Raw genomic sequence first — 17455 nt, forward strand, 5'->3', positions numbered from 1 at the left:
ACGTCAGTCCTTGCGGTTGGCGGCGAGCTGGTCCTTGAGCGCCGCGAGTTTCGCGAACGGTGAATTCGGATCGGCGGGACGATCGCGCTCACGCGGCGAGGCGCTGGTCGCGAAGGTCCGATGCGATCCGCCGCCTTCGCGTCGATTGTCGCGGCCCTTGCCTTCGAACTTGCCCTTGCCTTTGTTCGGTCCCTTGAAGCGTTCGCGTGACGGTCGCTCGCCGCGATCCTCGCGCGGCGCGCGCGCCTGCGCGCCCTCCCCCGCTCCCTCGCGGCTCGGCCGGCGATTCTCATTGCGGTCGCGGCGGTGACGGCCGTGATGTTCGCGCTTCGCCTCCTCGGCGACAGCTTCGCCTTCCGGCGCAGCCGCGGCCTGACCGGCATCGCGGCCACGATTCGCATTGCGGTGACGATGATGACGCGGACGGCGCTCGTCCGGACGGCCGCCGGGACGCCACACCTCGACCAACACCGGTTCGGCAGGCGTTGCCTCGGCTGCGGCAGGCCCGGCGTTTCCATCCACCGCGGCGGTATCCGCCGCTGCGGCAGCCTGATCAGGCGCCGATGTTTCGACGGCAGATTGTTCTGTCGCCGCACTGACCGGCTCGGATACCGGTGTCTCGGTCGTGGCGACAGCTACAACCTCAGGCGTCACAGCCGGTTCATCAGCGGCCGGAACGAAATCGATGTCCGGGAGCTTGGCGGCGCTCGTAGCTTCTTCAGCGGGCGCAGCCTCTTCTGCAACTGTGGGCGCATCCGCGACAGCCGCGTCATCGGTGACGTCGGCAGTTATGTCGGCAATATCGCCGGTCGCTGCGGCGACTTCAGGCTCGGCCGCACCGGTCGCGGCGACATCTGTGGTCTCCGGGGCTGCGGGCGGCGGCACTTCGGCCAAAGGCGGACGGCGATCCATGCGATAGCCGAGCGCGCGCAGCACCGACGCGAAGTCCTCGCCGGCCGAACCGGTCAGCGACGTCATCGCCTGGGTTACGGTGAACGAGCGTCCGTCGAATGCGCCGGCCGGCTTCTCGACAGCGGTGCCCGGACGCCACGACAGCGCCGGACGAATGAGATCGGCAAGCCGCTCCAGAATATCGACACGAACCACGCGTTCGCCGCACAGTTTGTAACCGAGGGTGCGGTAGGCTTCCTGCGTCAACACCTTGTCCGCCGGGAATGACGTGCGGCCGCTCGACGCCAGATGCTGTGCGCCACCGAGCGCCGACAGATCGATGTCGTCATGCTTGAGCGCCCACAACAGCGAGGCGAGACCGCGCGCCGCCGGCTTCAGCAGCGCCGGGACATAGATGTGATAGGCGCCGAACCGCACGCCGTATTTGCGCAAGGTCGCGCGCGACGGCTGATCGAGATCTTTCATCTCGGCGGCGATCTTGCTGCGCTCGATCACGCCGAGCGCCTCGATCAACTGGAAAGCGATGCCACGCGCGATGCCGGTGACGTCTTCCGCTTTCGACAGTTCGAACAGCGGGCCGAGAATCTTTTCGATATGCGTCTTCAGCCACAAATCGAGCCGCGCCTGCACCGCGTCACGCGGCGCGCCGGTCAGTCGCTCGTCGGCGATGATGCGCAGACGCGGCACCAGCGTGTTGTCGGCGGCGACGATCTTGGCCACCGCATAGCCGGTCCAGCGCAGGGTGCCATCGGAGGCCAGTGCGAACTGGTCGTCGGCAGCACCCGACAGCTTTTCAGCGCGCGCATCGATTTCGCCGGCCAGCGCCTTGAGCGCCGTGGCCTGCAAAGCCTTGGCGTCGGAGCCGGCTTCCGCTGTTTCCGGCGCAAACATGAATCCGTCGAGGCGGCCAATCACATGGCCCTCAACAGTCACTTCGCCGGTCTTTCCAATCTCGGTATTCAGCATCGTGTTTTCCCGCAAGCGGCGCATCAATACACTGGTCCGGCGATCAACGAAACGCTCAGTTAGCCTTTCGTGCAGCGCATCGGACAATTTATCCTCGACGCCACGCGAAATTGCCTGCCAATGCTCCGGATCGGCCAGCCAATCAGGGCGATTTGCCGCAAACGTCCAGGTCCGGATCTGCGCGATCCGCCCTGACAGGGTATCGATATCGCCGTCGGTGCGGTCGGCCTGCGCGACCTGGGCGGCGAACCAGTCGTCGGGAATCCGCCCCTTTTTCATCAGGAAGCCATACAGCGTGGTCACCAGCTCAGCATGGGCCGCCGGCGCGAGCTTGCGATAGTCCGGCACCTGACAGGTATCCCACAGCCTCTCCACGGCGGCGGCGGATTTCGCCATATCGCGCACATCCTCATCGCGCGCGGCGTGATCGAGCACCCGCAGATCCTCGGCGATCGGCGCGCGGGTCAGCGCCTCGTGGTCCGGCGTCAGCGCCAGCGAGACCTGCAGCGCGCCGAGAGACGAGAAATCGAGTTTGGCGTTGCGCCACTGCAGCATCTTGACGCTGTCGAAGGTGTGGTTCTGCAGCGCATTGACCAGTTCCGGCTCGAACGGCGCGCAGCGGCCGGTGGTGCCGAAGGTGCCGTCGCGTGTGGCGCGCCCGGCGCGGCCCGCGATCTGCGCGAATTCCGCCGGATTCAGGCGGCGAAATTGATAGCCGTCGTATTTGCGGTCGGATGCGAAGGCGACGTGATCGACGTCGAGATTGAGGCCCATGCCGACGGCGTCCGTGGCGACCAGATAGTCGACATCACCGGACTGGAACATCTCAACCTGCGCATTTCGCGTGCGCGGCGAGAGCGAGCCCAGCACCACTGCCGCACCACCGTGCTGGCGGCGGATCAGTTCGGCGATGGCGTAAACCTCATCGGCCGAAAAGGCGACGATCGCGGTCCGCCGCGGCTGGCGCGTGATCTTGCGGTCGCCGGCGAACTCCAGCTGCGACAATCGCGGCCGCGTGACGATACTGGCGCCCGGGAGCAGCCGCTCGATGATGGGGCGCATGGTCGCAGCACCGAGCAGCAGGGTTTCGTCCCGTCCGCGACGATTGAGAATACGGTCGGTAAAGACGTGGCCCCGCTCGAGATCAGCGGCGATCTGGATTTCGTCGACGGCGAGAAACGACACATCGAGATCGCGCGGCATCGCCTCGACCGTCGAGACCCAGAACCGAGCCCTTGGCGGCTTGATCTTCTCTTCGCCGGTAATCAGCGCGACGGACTCGGCGCCCGCCCGCGCGGCGATCTTGTTGTAGACCTCGCGCGCCAACAGCCGCAGCGGCAGGCCAATGATGCCCGACGAATGCGCGAGCATCCGCTCGATCGCGAGATGCGTCTTGCCGGTATTGGTCGGCCCGAGAACCGCGGTGACGCCCGCACCGGGCGCGCGTTCATGGGCAAAGGGCGAAGCTGATGGCGAAAATGGCATGATATCGGGGGTCCGCGTGGTGCCCGCAGCGCAGATGCCGGAGCAAGTGTCTCACAATGCGACGCTTTTCGCCTTGTGACTTAAGCATTGGAACGAGTCCGGAACGAAAGAGGCCCGAATCGCTGACTCCTGTCGTATCTGGCTTCGTTCACCGCAACATGTCGCGTGGGATGCGCAGTGCGGATACCAGATTGGGTTTTTCGCCATCCGCCGAGTGCCACGACGGAGGTCCATTTCTTAACGAGAGCGAGGACTCCGATCGCGCCGGGAGTCAACACGATTCATAGATAGGAACGATCTAGTTGGTTTTCGCTGTGCGTGTTGCGGCAACCGAGGAAAATTCCGTGGCCTCGACCAGACCGGCACCGATCGGCGTCGGAATCTTGATCCTGAACGGTGCCAGCACCCGCGTTCCCGCGATCGGCGCGAAGGTGATCTCCATGTCGCGGCGCTCGGCGAGATACTTGATCGCAAAACGATCCGGCACATAGCCCGACACCGGCGTGAAGAAGACACCGCAGACCACCGCCGGGCCGTGATAGCCCTTCTTCGCCGTGATGGTTTCCATGCGCCGGTATTCGAGGCGCAGATCGTACCGCATCCGGCCATCGAAGATCGAAACCTTGTTCCGGCAAGCCTCAGGTCCGACCGGATTGCCGGTGCCGGCGACGCGCAACAGAGACCCCGTCATCGGATCGATGACCGCCTGGCGATGGGCCTCGGTCACTGGAATCCGGTCTGGATTGACCGGCGGCTCCGGCGTGATCGACGATTCCTTGATATTGCCGTTGGCCAGAGTCATGCGGATGGTTTCGTGCTTCTTGCCGTAGAGAATGGAGGTCACATAACTGACCGGCACGAACTGCCCGGCCGTCATCCGGCCCTGTGCCGTCGCGGTGCCGCTGCCGCCACCGATGGAGGCAAGGAGGCCGGTTGTCCTGCCGTTGACTGCGGCGGAGTATGTATCCTCGGTGACCGCGACCGCCCAATTGCCCTTGCCGATCACGAGGCCGCCCAGCGACACCTCGTAGGCGGCGTTCAACTGCCCTTGCGCGCTCGCAGGGCCCGCCGCGGCGCCGGCAACCAGGATGCCGGACGCGCAAAGCACCGGCACCAGCGCCCGCCGGGGGATCGAGAAAGCGGACATGACCAAGGCGGGAATTCCTGTTGTGGGCGCATGGCGCCAGAGCGGCAAAGAGGCCAGCCAAAAATATCTCACGAGACCAATATCGCGAAATCGCGGCGTCCGCTTCGCCAAAACCCTGTTACAGCAACATTCTGGTAGCGATTACGTCGATTATATGTTGGGAAATGCCTGCTTCCGCTGCCGAAATCACCACGGGCGGCGGCCGCGCCCCCGGCGCGCCGGGGAGCGCAAATTGCGCCAGAAGCCGCCCTGTTGCCTTGACGCTGGACGGCCCAGCCCGTATAGGTCCGCGGTTCCTGAAATGGACGGTTTCAAACCCCCACGCGAGCCCTCGACCTTATGGGGCGGGTTCCGGGGATGACAGAGGATTTTCGCCATGTCGCGGCGTTGCGAACTTACAGCCAAGGGCGTTCAGGTTGGCCACAAGGTCAGCCATTCGAACCGCAAGACGAAGCGCCGGTTCCTGCCGAACCTGTGCAACGTCACCATGATCTCCGAAACGCTGGGCCGCTCGGTGCGCCTGCGCGTCTCGACCAATGCGATCAAGAGCGTCGATCACAACGGTGGTCTCGATGCCTTCCTGATCAAGGCGCACGCCGACGATCTGTCGCCGAAGGCGGTCGATCTCAAGCGCCAGATCGTGAAGAAGAAGCTCGCTGCGGCAAGCTGATCGCCGACGTCTGATTGAGTTTAAAAAGCCGGGTCGCAAGCCCGGCTTTTTTGTTGTCCTGAGTCTCGCGGATCCCGTGAAACCACGTGCTTTCAAACGATGACGGGCGGCCCTTTCGGACCGCGCGCGAATACACCGGCATGACGTCGCCGATCAGGCAGCCATCTTGGGCTGGTTACGCACGCGGGCCCAGAGCTCCGAGATCCCGCCCCAGAACAGCGCGATCAATCCAAGCGCCATGATCGTACCGACCAGTCCGTTGGAGAAGAAAACGCCAAGGTGACCGCCCGATGCGAGCAGCGACTGCCGGAATGCTTCCTCCGCCTTGTCGCCCAGCACGATGGCGAGAACCATCGGCGCCAGCGGATAGCCGGTCTTCTTCATCACGTAGCCGACCACGCCGAACACCATCATCAGGATCACGTCGAACGCGGAGTTGTGCACCGTGTAAGCACCGATGGCACAGATCACGAGAATGACCGGCGCGATGATGCTGAACGGAACGCGCAGAATCGCGGCGAACAGCGGCACACAGGTCAGAACCAGGATCAGGCCAACGAGGTTGCCAAGATACATCGAGGCGATCAGACCCCAGACGAAGTCCGGCTGTTCGACGAACAGCAGCGGACCGGGCTGCAGACCCCAGATCAGCAGACCGCCCAACAGCACCGCCGCCGTTGGCGAGCCCGGCACGCCGAGCGCGAGCATCGGCAGCAGCGCCGAGGTGCCGGCCGCGTGTGCGGCTGTTTCCGGCGCGACGACACCTTCGATTTCACCGTTGCCGAAATTGTGGCCGCGTTTTGAAATGCGCTGGGCGATACCGTAGCTCATGAACGAGGCAGGCGTCGCACCAGCAGGCGAAATGCCCATCCAGCAGCCGATCAGGCATGAGCGCAGCGACACCATCCAGTAGCGCGGCAGCTCCTTCCATGTCTGCCACACCACCTTCGGATTGATGCCGGCGGCCTTGCCCTTGAACGACAGCCCTTCTTCCATCGTCAGCAGGATTTCGCCGATGCCGAACAGTCCGATGACCGCGATCAGGAAGTCGAAGCCATTGAGCAGTTCGGTAAAACCAAACGTCAGGCGCAGGCGTCCGGTCATGCTGTCGAGACCGACGGTGGCAAGCGCGAATCCGATCATCATCGACGCGAGCGTCTTGAAGGGCGGTTCCTTGCCCATCCCGATGAAACTGCAGAACGCGAGGAAGAACACCGCGAACTTTTCGGGCGGCCCGAACTCGAGCGCAAAACTCGCCACCAGCGGCGCAACGAGAGTGATGACGATGACCGCGAACAACGCACCGACGAACGAAGATGTGAAAGCCGCGGTCAGCGCCTCGCCGGCCTTGCCCTGCTGCGCCATCGGATAGCCGTCGAATGTCGTCGCGACCGACCACGGCTCTCCGGGTATGTTGAATAGAATCGACGTGATCGCACCGCCGAACAACGCCCCCCAATAGATGCACGACAGCATGATGATCGCGGATGTCGGCGTCATGCTGAAGGTCAGCGGCAGCAGGATCGCGATTCCGTTCGCGCCGCCGAGGCCGGGCAACACGCCGATGATCACACCGAGCAGGATGCCGATCACCATCAGCATGATATTATAGGGCTGCAACACGACCGCAAAACCGTGAAACAGATTGGCGATATCGGCGAGCATTGGGTTTCCTACCGGTTTTCTTGAAGCTTCAACAATGTACGAATGTCGATGCGTTACAGCCCGAGCGCGTATTCGATAGGCCCCTTCGGCAGCGGCACCAGGAACCATTTCTCGAACATGAAATAGATTGCCACGGGCACGCCGATGCCCACCGCAAGCGCCTTGGGCCACGGATATTTACCGAGCCACATCATGAACCCGGAGATCAGAACCATCGAGGCGATGTAGATGCCGGTGTAAGGCAGCACCACCACATAGACAGTGGTCGGGATCACCACTGCCAGGACCTGCCCGAGCTGGTGCCATGTCGCGTACAGCACGACCCGATCGAGGGCCCAGGCATCCTTGAGATTCATCAGGCTCGCGCCGACGATGATGATCCCGAGGTAGAATGGGAAGAAGCCGGATTTCGGACCTTCCGCGCCCCAGCCAACGCCAGCCTGGAGACTGCCAAGAATAGCGATGATGCCGAAGACGATGCAGGCGATCGCAACGCTCATCTCGACGGTGCGATGCCTTGGACCGCCATCAGTCGCGGTTGTGCCTGAGTTGCTCATGAAGCTGATCCTTGCGCGGATAAACATTCGCCGGCGGAGTGGCTCCGCCGGCGACGATGAAGGCGATTACTGGGCGAGGAAACCCGCGTCTTTCATCAGGGTCTGGTGGGTTTTCTCCGCCGCCTCGACCCACTTGAGATACTCAGGACCGGACAGGGCGGTCTGATTGAACGCACCATCCTTCATGAGCTGCGCCCATTCCGGCGTCGCGCGCACCTTCTTCATCAAGTCCACGTAGTAGGCGACCTGATCCGGTGTGGCGCCAGGCGCCATGAAGAAGCCGCGCAGCATCAGGTATTCGACATCGATGCCTTGCGACTTGCAGGTCGGGATATCGGCCCACGTTTGATCACCAGCCACCTTGTCCTTGTAGGCGAGCGGCTTACTGTCAAACACGCAGAGCGGACGCACCTTGCCGCCGCGCCACTGCGCAACCGCTTCGATCGGGTTGTTCACGGTGGAGTCGACGTGATTGCCGACGAGCTGCACCGCGACTTCACCACCGCCCTTGTAGGGGATGTAGGTCATCTTCTTGCCGGTCGCCTTTTCAAGCGCGGCAGTGATGATCTGATCCTCCTGCTTGGAGCCGGTGCCGCCCATCTTGAACTGGCCATCCGCGCCAGCCTTGATCGCCGCGAGATAGTCCTTCGCGGTCTTGTATGGCTTGTCGGCGTTCACCCACAGGATGAATTCGTCGAGCGCCATCATCGTGACCGGCGTGATGTCCTTGTAGGAGAACGGGATGCCGGTCGCGAGCGGGGTCGTGAACAGATTCGACAGCGTGATGATCAGCTTGTGCGGATTGTTGCGCGCCCCTTTGACGTCGAGAAATCCTTCGCCGCCGGCGCCACCCGACTTGTTGATCACAACCATCGGCTGTTTCATCAGGTTGTGTTTGGAGACGATGCCCTGAACCACGCGGGCCATCTGATCCGCGCCGCCGCCCGTGCCTGCCGGCACGATCAGTTCGACCGGGCGCGTTGGCTCCCACGCTGCGGTCGCCGGAATTGTCGAGAAAGCAAAAGAAGCACTCAGTACTGCCGCGAAGGCGCAGCTTGCCGTATAACGCGTAAGCATCATTGATAACCTCCCAGTTGAGTTGGACCGGTCTTTTTGCCGGCTCGTCGAATTTTCATTTCATTCGACCGTAAACATTGTCCGGTCGTTCGGTTCGATGGTGCGACAAGAACAGGTATTTAATATACCAATTTTTTCGCCCCGAGGCTATCTGACGCACGTGGTCCGCTGCAATCCCTTTATTGAAAATTAGATTCGCTGCAACGCGAAGAGCAATGATGCAACGCACATCACTCTTCCACCAGCGTGAACTGCAACAGTAACGTGCGCTGAATCATGGAGAAATTATCGTCGGACACCATGGTCAGCACGATGTCGCCATTGTCCGCCGTGTGCCAGTCGATCCCCTCCATATTGTCGATCTCGTAACCGAGGTCGGCCTCGAAGATCGCCGGCCCATCGACCAATGCGCCCGGAGCGACTGCGGCGAGCGGGATTCGCCGGATGCGGATTCCGACACCCGACAGGAGTGAGAACTTTCGTTCGAGCACCAAAAGATCGCCGGATGGCAGCAGTGTCGCGTCGCTGATGTCGAAATTATTGGAGCGCGTGACGGAGAACTGTCCCGGCGTCGGGCCGCCGATCAAAAACGCCAGGATATTGCCTTCCGCATCCAGACCTCGCTCGGAGATCGCGATCAATGTGCCGGCCAGTTTCTGGCCTTCGCCGACGGCGATCAGCGCCTCGATGCCCTTGTTGGATGGCAGGTTGCCGATCGGCGGCGGGATGATGATCGGCTCGCCGAGGGCGCGGATGCCGCCGCGGCCGAGATCGAACCGCAGAATCCGGTGCACACGCTCAAGTCCGACATAGGCGATCGCACCATCGAGCGCGAGGGACTCACTGTCGTACCATCCGCGCGCGGTAATCCGGTTGCCGTCACTGCCGCGCATCGGCGCGGTGCGGACATCGGCAAGACCGGTGACTTGCGTGCCGCTGTAAGTCAGCCGGCCGGTGAACCAGTTCGCCTTGTCACTGATCATCGTAAACGCGCGGCCATCGCGCGCGATCCGAAACCCGGACAGGCCGCCGAAACCTTTGAACGGCGAGGTCAGCACCACACCGCTGCGATACTGCAGCGAGCCGAACCGCACATGTGATGCATCGCGCGGATCGAAAGATGGAATCGGCCGCGCGGACACAGCGATCGGTGCGCCAACGAGGGCGGGCTCTAGCGCGCGCGCGCCGGCGGCGCGTGCAGCAAGGAGCCCGGACGCCACCGCGGCGCCCTGTAATACGCGGCGGCGTGTGAGCCCATCGGCCATGATGTCAGGCGTGCAGCTTGCGCCGGCGTGACGGCTGAGCAGGCTCGCCGTGGGTTTCGCTAAACAGTTCGGCGAGTTTCTCGGTGATCGCGCCGCCCAGTTCCTCGGCATCGACGATGGTGACGGCGCGGCGATAGTAGCGTGTCACGTCGTGACCGATGCCGATCGCGATCAGTTCGACCGGTGAGCGGGTCTCGATTTCCTCGATGATATGCCGCAGATGGCGCTCGAGATAATTGCCGGCGTTGACCGACAGCGTGGAATCGTCGACCGGCGCGCCATCGGAAATCATCATCAGGATCTTGCGCTGTTCAGAGCGGCCGAGCAGCCGCTTATGTGCCCAGTCTAGCGCTTCGCCGTCGATGTTCTCTTTCAGCAGACCCTCGCGCATCATCAGCCCGAGATTCTTGCGCGCGCGACGCCACGGCGCGTCGGCGGATTTGTAGATGATGTGACGCAGATCGTTGAGACGGCCGGGGTTGACCGGCTTGCCGGCCGCGAGCCACGCCTCGCGCGACTGACCACCCTTCCAAGCCCGCGTGGTGAAGCCGAGAATCTCGACCTTGACGCCGCAACGCTCCAGCGTGCGTGCCAGAATGTCGGCACAGGTTGCCGCCACCGTGATCGGGCGGCCGCGCATCGAACCGGAATTGTCGAGCAGCAGCGTCACCACGGTGTCGCGGAACGTCGCTTCCTTCTCGTGCATGAAAGACAGCGGATGCTGCGGGTCGGTGACGACGCGCGACAGCCGCGCCGGATCGAGGATTCCCTCCTCGAGATCGAACTCCCACGCACGGTTCTGCTGCGCCATCAGCTTTCGCTGCAGCCGATTCGCGAGCCGCGCGACGATATGCTGCAAATGGGCGAGCTGCTTGTCGAGATAACCGCGCAGACGCTCCAGTTCGTCGTGGTCGCAAAGATCCTCGGCCGAGACGACCTCGTCGAATTTCGGCGCGAAGGCGTGATACTCCGGCCCGCGCGGTTCGTTGGCGCCGCGGCCGTTCGGGCGCTGCGCCTCACCGGGGGTTTCATCGTCGCCAAGCTCCCCGTCGTCGAAGGAATCGCTGGCGGAGGCCTGCGCGCTGTCCATCGCGCTTTCGGCCATTTCCTCGGTCGAGGACTGGGCCTGATCGGCGCTGGCTTCCTCGGAGGCATCGCTTTCGGGCGAGCCTTCCTGACCGGACTGATCCTTCTCGCCTTCGCGATTGTCGTCGTCCTGGTCGTCCTCGTCCTGATCCGCGTTGCGATCGTCGCCGAGTTCGAGAGCGGTCAGCAATTCGTGGATGACATCGCCAAAACGCGCCTGGTCTTCGGTGAAGTTGCGAAGCTCATCGAGCCGCGGACCGACCTTGTCTTCGAGGATCGGCCGCCACAGGTCGACGATCTTGCGCGCCGCGACCGGCGGCGCCTGCCCGGTCAGCCGTTCGCGCACCATCATGGCGAGCGCATCGGCCAGCGGCGCATCGGCGCGATCGGTGATCTCGTCGTATTTGCCGCGATGGAAATGATCGTCGAGCACCGCGGTGAGGTTCTTCGCCACGCCGCTCATGCGCCGCGAACCGATCGCTTCGACCCGCGCCTGCTCGATGGCGTCAAACACGCCGCGCGCCTGCGGATTGCCGGGCACCAGCTTGCGATGGATTTTCGGATCGTGGCAGGCAATGCGCAGCGCGATGGAGTCGGCATGGCCGCGGACAATCGCGGCGTCCTTCTTGCTCATCTTGCGCGCAGGTTCGGGCAGCCGCGCCTTGCCCGGCGACAGGCCGGGGCGCTCGGAGGCGAAAGTCACTTCAAGCTCGGGCCGTTTGGCGATGGCACGCAAGGTGGACGTCACCGCGCGCTTGAACGGCTCGGTCGGCGATTCCTTGGACCCGGTCTTGAACTTGATGTTGGACGTTGTCATCGCGCCTCTCCGCAGGTCGTCCCCGCGAAGGCGGGGACCCATAATCACCGGCGGTAATTTTTAGTCCAAGACCTCAACTCCAACCTCACCCGAAACATCCCGGCGTATGGGTCCCCGCCTTCGCGGGGACGACATTGTGATTGCCGGGATAACGCGGATCAGTCCTTAGCTCAGCGCCACGTTGACAACGCTTTCCGGCAGTTCCGCGTTGAAGCAGCGCTGATAGAACTCGGCGACCAGCGGACGCTCGAGTTCGTCGCACTTGTTGAGGAAGGTGACGCGGAACGCGAAGCCGATATCGCCGAAAATCTCGGCATTCTCCGCCCAGGTGATGACCGTACGCGGGCTCATCACCGTGGACAGGTCGCCGTTGGCGAAGGCATTACGCGTCAGGTCCGCAAGCCGAACCATCTTGTTGACGATGTCGCGGCCGGCATCGGTGCGGTAGTGCTTCGCCTTCGCGAGCACGATCTCGACTTCCTCGTCATGCGGCAGATAGTTCAGCGTGGACACAATCGACCAGCGGTCCATCTGGCCCTGATTGATCTGCTGGGTGCCGTGATAGAGGCCCGAGGTGTCGCCGAGGCCCACGGTGTTGGCGGTCGCGAACAGGCGGAACGCCGGATGCGGCTTGATGACCTTGTTCTGGTCGAGCAGCGTCAGGCGGCCGGAGACTTCCAGCACGCGCTGGATCACGAACATCACATCGGGGCGGCCGGCGTCGTATTCGTCGAACACCAGCGCGACATTGTGCTGAAGCGCCCACGGCAGAATGCCATCGCGAAATTCAGTGATCTGCTTGCCATCCCTGATGACGATCGAATCCTTGCCGACGAGGTCGATGCGGCTGATGTGGCTGTCGAGATTGACGCGCACGCACGGCCAGTTCAGGCGGGCAGCGACCTGCTCGATGTGGGTCGATTTTCCGGTCCCGTGATAACCGGTGATCATGACGCGGCGGTTCCTCGAAAACCCGGCGAGAATGGCGAGAGTGGTGGCGCGGTCGAAGCGGTAATCCGAGTCGACGTCAGGGACGTGCGGATCGACATTGGAATAGGCCGGAACTTCTAGATCGCTATCGATGCCGAATACCTGCCGCACCGACACCTTCATGTCGGGCAGATTGGCGGTTTCCTGCGTAGTGGTCATGGCGGCGGCGGTCATTAATCCTCCGTGGTCTCGGACGCTCCCGAAACCAGACGTGCATGTTCGCGACGGGTGGGATGCGGGCTGCAACGTAGCAGAGACACGGGCACGGCAGAAGCCTCCCGTCTCATGAAAGTTCCCGTGGAATATCATCAAGATAAGCGATGCTAGCGGGATTTGAAGGGCAGCGTTGCGATAAGTTTGGGCCCGGCCACCGGACTTTGGCGGACGGCGCGAATCGCCCAATGTCCGCTCCGGGGATAATCGCGGCCGCGCCTGACGCGCTCGAAGGATCGGAGACCTGATCAGCGCACGCGCTGCGCCACTGCATCGGCCTCGCACTGACCTACCACACGCGGCACAACGCCAAGCCAGAACATAAAACGCCCGCGTCAGACGTCGCGCACGACCGTCTTGAGATAATTATAGGCCTTGATGATCTCGATCAGGCGATCCTCGGTCGAGCGATCGCCGCCATTCGCATCCGGGTGATGCTGCTTCACCAGCATCTTGTATTTCGCCTTCACGGTCTCGAGCGTCGCGTCCGGGCCGAGCCCCATCACCACCAGCGCCTTGCGCTCGGCATTGAAGATCTTGCGGGTTTCCGCCTTCGGCTCGGCGTCTGATCCCGGACCCGGGCTCCGGCGGTCGCGCCCATTCATCTCGGCGAACATGGCGAACGGGTCGAGCGCCTCATCGAGTTCGGCCTCGACGCTGCTCTTCTTGCGCTTCGGACCGCCGTTGGCGCCCATCTTCCACGTCGGGCGATGGCCGGTTTGCGCGTCCTTCTGGTAGCGCGCGACCGCGTCATCGCTCATGCCGGTGAAGAAATTGTAGCCCTGATTGTATTCGCGGACGTGGTTGAGACAGAAATGCCAGTATTCCTTCTCATGGCCTCGGCCCTTGGGCGCGCGATGTGCGCCCCTGTTCTTGCAACCGGGCGCCTCGCACATCATCGCTTCCTCGCGCGCAGCAGCTTGCTGCTTCGCGCTTAGCTTGTTGGGCTTGATGCGGATGCTGTCGAAAAATTTGGATGAGTCGATGGCCATGGCTGATTATGACGACGCCTTGTTTAAGAAGCTTCAAGTCCGGACGCGAATTTTTCACGGCCGCAGACTATACATCGCTATGACGATGAATCGCAATTGAAACGGCCATTGACCTTCGCGAATAACGCGCGATATTGCGCGGATGATGACCGTCAAAGATAACATCACAAAAAAGTTGAACGAAGCTTTCGTTCCCGAAAACCTCGACGTTGCCGATGAGTCCCATTTGCATGAAGGCCACGCCGGCCACAGGCCAGGCGGCGAAACGCATTTCAGGGTCTATATCGTATCGAAAGCGTTCGAAGGAAAGAGCCGGATCGAACGCCATCGCATGATAAATTCGGTGCTGGCGCAGGATCTGGCGGATCGCGTTCACGCCCTTGCCATCAAGGCGCACGCACCCGGCGAAAACAAGGCGTAACTCCAGGCAGCGCTCTGGCGTATTTCTTCACGCGGACCGGTATCCACGTCACCCGAAAACGCGATGATTCAGAACGCGGTCCCGGCGCGGCGCGGAACCGCCTCGCCATCGTCCTCGCGCGGGATCGGCACGATTCGCAACGCGGTGATGCGGTTGCGTTCCCGCCGCAGCACGCGGAAGCGAAAGCCGTGGAATGTGAAGCTCTGGCCGCGATCGGGAATCGAACGCGCTTCGTGAATCACAAGTCCGGCGACAGTGGTCGCCTCTTCATCCGGCAGATGCCAGTCCATTGCGCGGTTGAGATCGCGGATCGGCACCGACCCATCGACGATCACCGAACCGTCCGGCTGGGCGCGGACGCCGGCGACGACAATATCATGCTCGTCGGAAATATCGCCGACGATCTCCTCGAGGATATCCTCGAGCGTCACCATGCCTTCGACCTCGCCGTACTCATCGACCACCAGCGCGAAGTGCGTCTTGCGGCGGCGGAACGCCTTGAGCTGATCGGACAGCGGCCGCATTTCCGGAACGAACCACGGCGGCAGCGCGATCGCGCTGGCATCGACCTTGGAAATATCGCCGGCGACGCGGATCGCGCGCAGCAGATCCTTGGCGTGCAACACACCGATGATGTTCTCCGGCTTCTCGCGCCATAGCGGAATGCGGGTGTATTCCGTCGCCAGCACCTCGCGCACCAGCTCTTCCGCTGGCAGGTCGGCGTTGATCATCACCATCTCGGTGCGATGGACCATGACGTCGGACACCTGCAAATCCTTGAGATCGAGCAGACCACCGAGCATGTCGCGATCCTGCTTCTCGACGCCGCCCTCGTGATGGATCAAATCGACCGCACCGCGCAGCCGCTCGGTCGGCGACAGCAGCGGCTGATTGGCGCCGAGCGGAATCCCGAGGATACGCATCAGCAGCCGCACGACGACCTCGATCACCGTCAGCACCGGCCCGAGCAGCGCCACCACCCATGTCATCGGTCGCGCCACCAGCAACGACACGCGATCCGGCGCGTTGATCGCCACCGTCTTCGGCAGCACCTCGGCGAAGATGATGACCAGAACCGACATCACACCGGTCGCATACAGCACGCCGACGTCGCCGAACCACGCGGTCAGGACGCCGGTGGCCAGCGCCGACGCACCGATGTTGGCGAGATTGTTGCCGACCAGCAGCGCACCGATCATGCGCTCGCGCCGTTCCAGCAGCCATGTCACGACTCCGGCCTGTGCGCTGCCCTGCTTCTGCAGCCGCATCATGCTGGCGCGTGACGATCCGGTGAGCGCGGTTTCACTGGCGGAGAAAAACGCCGAAATCAGCAGACAGCCGACGACGATCGAAAATATCATCCAGTCCATGATCGAACCATCAATCCGGTTTGCGGGCCAGTTTATCGACGAGGAAATCACGAACCGCCGTGGGCGCGACATCGTTCGCGATCACGGCCTGGCCGATCTTCTCCAGCAGGATAAATGTCAGTTTGCCGCGTTTGACCTTCTTGTCCTGCGCCATCAGCGCCATCAGCGTGTCGGCATCGGCAAGGCCTTCCTGCTGGAATCCCGCGATGTCCTGCAGATGGGTTGGCAGACCGACTGCTGCAAGATGACGCTGCACGCGCGCCGCGTCATCACGCGAGATCATACCGAGGGCGGCAGAGAATTCCGCCGCCAGCACCATGCCGACCGACACGCCCTCGCCGTGGAACAGGCGGTCGGAAAATCCGGTCGCGGCTTCCAGCGCGTGGCCGAAGGTATGTCCGAGATTGAGCAGCGCCCGTTCGCCGGTCTCGCGCTCGTCGCGGGCGACGATCGCGGCCTTGGCGCGGCAGCTGGTGGCGATGGCGTGTTCACGCGCAGCCCCTCCGGAAAAAATATCGGCGTGATTGGCTTCGAGCCAGCCGAAGAACGCGGCATCGCCGAGTACGCCGTATTTGGCGACTTCGGCATAACCGGCGCGAAACTGGCGCGGCGACAGCGTGTCGAGCACCGACGTATCCGCCACCACCAGCACCGGCTGGTGAAACGAGCCGACCAGATTCTTGCCCTGCGGCGAATTGATCCCGGTCTTGCCGCCGACCGATGAATCCACTTGCGCCAGCAGCGAGGTCGGCACCTGAACGAAATCGATGCCGCGCCGGACGATCGCGGCGGCAAATCCGGCGAGATCGCCGATCACGCCACCGCCGAGCGCCACCACCAGATCGTTGCGCTCGATCTTTGCCGCGATCAGCGCTTCGCAGACCTCCTGCAGAACACCGTAAGTCTTCGAGGCTTCGCCCTCACCGACCACAATGGCTTTCGACTCGATGCCCGCTTCCGCAAGGATCGCCTCAACCCTGGCGAGCCAGTGTTTCGCCACTGTTCGATCGGTAACGATGGCCACGCGCGCGCCGGGACGCAGCGCCTTGATGCGCCCGCCGAGCGAACCAATCACGTCGCGGCCGATGACGATGTCATAGGCGCGCTCGCCAAGCGCAACATCGACGGTGATCGGACCGGAATTCTTCAAAGGCACTGTCATGGTCATTCGCTTGCCGGGAATTGGGGGTCGCCGCCAGTCAGGCGGGCATGGAGCGCGTCGACACATTCGTCGACGATCTTCTCGTGCGGCACGTCGCGCGAGGAAATCGCGAGGTCGGCCAGTGCATACATCGGACTGCGCTCGGCGATCAGACGATCGATCGTCGCCGCCGGATCGGCGGTCTGCAACAGCGGGCGGTCGGCGCGGCGCTTCACCCGTTTCAGAATCACATCGCCATCGGCCTTGAGCCAGAGCGATACGCCTCTCGCGGCAATGCGCTGGCGGGTGTCCTCGCGCATGAAGGCGCCGCCGCCGGTGGCCAGCACGCACGACCCGCTGTCGAGCAGGCGCGCGATCACGCGTGCCTCGCCGTCGCGGAAATACGGCTCTCCGTGAGTCGAAAAAATGTCGGCGATCGACATGCCTGCTGCCGCCTCGATTTCATGGTCGGCATCGAGGAACGGCAGATGCAGCCGCCCAGCCAGACGCCGTCCGATGGTCGATTTGCCGGATCCCATCATGCCGACAAGCACGACAGGCCGGCCGCCCAGCGCCGAGACGATCTCGGCCTCGCGATGAGCGTGCGCATCCTGCCTGGCGACTGTATCGGACATCGTGGTGTTTTCGTTCCTCAACCGGCCGGCCGATACCTGCATGTGC

General features: G+C 63.0%; 14 protein-coding genes. 2 read left to right on the forward strand and 12 right to left on the reverse strand.

What is annotated here, in order from left to right:
* Positions 1-3: 3 nt before the first annotated feature.
* Together ASC80_RS17670 and ASC80_RS17675 are read right to left on the reverse strand one after the other, a co-directional pair.
* Entirely contained in the window at positions 4-3363 is a 3360-nt protein-coding gene (locus tag ASC80_RS17670; RefSeq protein WP_056299948.1) for a helicase-related protein, read from the reverse strand.
* Between the two features lie 298 nt (positions 3364-3661).
* Positions 3662-4510 carry a DUF3108 domain-containing protein gene (locus ASC80_RS17675; protein ID WP_056299951.1) on the reverse strand — a complete coding sequence of 283 codons (849 nt, stop codon included), beginning with the start codon at positions 4508-4510 and terminating at the stop codon, positions 3662-3664.
* A 376-nt stretch (positions 4511-4886) separates the two neighbouring features.
* On the opposite strand from ASC80_RS17675, the gene rpmB reads away from it, so the two are divergent.
* Positions 4887-5180 carry a 50S ribosomal protein L28 gene (gene rpmB, locus ASC80_RS17680; protein WP_056299954.1) on the forward strand — a complete coding sequence of 98 codons (294 nt, stop codon included), beginning with the start codon at positions 4887-4889 and terminating at the stop codon, positions 5178-5180.
* 153 nt (positions 5181-5333) lie between these two features.
* On the opposite strand, the gene ASC80_RS17685 is transcribed toward rpmB, so the two are convergent.
* The 7 genes from ASC80_RS17685 to ASC80_RS17715 all read right to left on the reverse strand — a co-directional run bounded on the left by ASC80_RS17685 (position 5334) and on the right by ASC80_RS17715 (position 13842).
* Positions 5334-6845, reverse strand: coding sequence for a tripartite tricarboxylate transporter permease (locus ASC80_RS17685; RefSeq protein ID WP_056299957.1), 1512 nt, complete (start codon positions 6843-6845; stop codon positions 5334-5336).
* 53 nt (positions 6846-6898) lie between these two features.
* On the reverse strand, positions 6899-7402 hold the full coding sequence (locus tag ASC80_RS17690; RefSeq protein ID WP_056299960.1) for a tripartite tricarboxylate transporter TctB family protein: 504 nt from the start codon (positions 7400-7402) through the stop codon (positions 6899-6901).
* A 66-nt stretch (positions 7403-7468) separates the two neighbouring features.
* Positions 7469-8482, reverse strand: a complete 1014-nt coding sequence (locus tag ASC80_RS17695; RefSeq protein ID WP_502690981.1) for a Bug family tripartite tricarboxylate transporter substrate binding protein — start codon at positions 8480-8482, stop codon at positions 7469-7471.
* Between the two features lie 227 nt (positions 8483-8709).
* The gene (locus ASC80_RS17700) at positions 8710-9744 is read right to left on the reverse strand and encodes an esterase-like activity of phytase family protein (protein ID WP_056299963.1); all 1035 of its coding nucleotides are present in this window, start codon (positions 9742-9744) and stop codon (positions 8710-8712) included.
* Positions 9745-9748: 4 nt separating this feature from the next.
* Entirely contained in the window at positions 9749-11647 is a 1899-nt protein-coding gene (cobT, locus tag ASC80_RS17705) for a cobaltochelatase subunit CobT (RefSeq protein WP_056299966.1), read from the reverse strand.
* 165 nt (positions 11648-11812) lie between these two features.
* Positions 11813-12811: a cobaltochelatase subunit CobS gene (gene cobS / locus ASC80_RS17710; protein WP_056299969.1), complete on the reverse strand. Its 999-nt coding sequence runs from the start codon at positions 12809-12811 to the stop codon at positions 11813-11815.
* Between the two features lie 374 nt (positions 12812-13185).
* Positions 13186-13842 carry a J domain-containing protein gene (locus ASC80_RS17715; protein ID WP_056299971.1) on the reverse strand — a complete coding sequence of 219 codons (657 nt, stop codon included), beginning with the start codon at positions 13840-13842 and terminating at the stop codon, positions 13186-13188.
* 145 nt (positions 13843-13987) lie between these two features.
* On the opposite strand from ASC80_RS17715, the gene ASC80_RS17720 reads away from it, so the two are divergent.
* Positions 13988-14263, forward strand: a complete 276-nt coding sequence (locus tag ASC80_RS17720; RefSeq protein ID WP_056300949.1) for a BolA family protein — start codon at positions 13988-13990, stop codon at positions 14261-14263.
* Positions 14264-14331: 68 nt separating this feature from the next.
* Here the strand turns inward: ASC80_RS17720 and ASC80_RS17725 are convergent, their stop codons facing one another.
* The 3 genes from ASC80_RS17725 to ASC80_RS17735 are packed head-to-tail and all read right to left on the reverse strand — an operon-like array spanning position 14332 to position 17409.
* Positions 14332-15633 carry an HlyC/CorC family transporter gene (locus tag ASC80_RS17725; protein ID WP_056299974.1) on the reverse strand — a complete coding sequence of 434 codons (1302 nt, stop codon included), beginning with the start codon at positions 15631-15633 and terminating at the stop codon, positions 14332-14334.
* A gap of 10 nt (positions 15634-15643) precedes the next feature.
* Complete coding sequence (gene aroB / locus ASC80_RS17730; protein WP_056300951.1) at positions 15644-16795, reverse strand: 3-dehydroquinate synthase; 1152 nt, start codon at positions 16793-16795, stop codon at positions 15644-15646.
* A 2-nt stretch (positions 16796-16797) separates the two neighbouring features.
* Positions 16798-17409 carry a shikimate kinase gene (locus tag ASC80_RS17735; protein WP_056299976.1) on the reverse strand — a complete coding sequence of 204 codons (612 nt, stop codon included), beginning with the start codon at positions 17407-17409 and terminating at the stop codon, positions 16798-16800.
* Positions 17410-17455 lie beyond the last annotated feature (46 nt).

Origin of the sequence: Afipia sp. Root123D2, from assembly GCF_001425835.1 — a bacterium.
Classification (GTDB): Bacteria; Pseudomonadota; Alphaproteobacteria; order Rhizobiales; family Xanthobacteraceae; genus Afipia.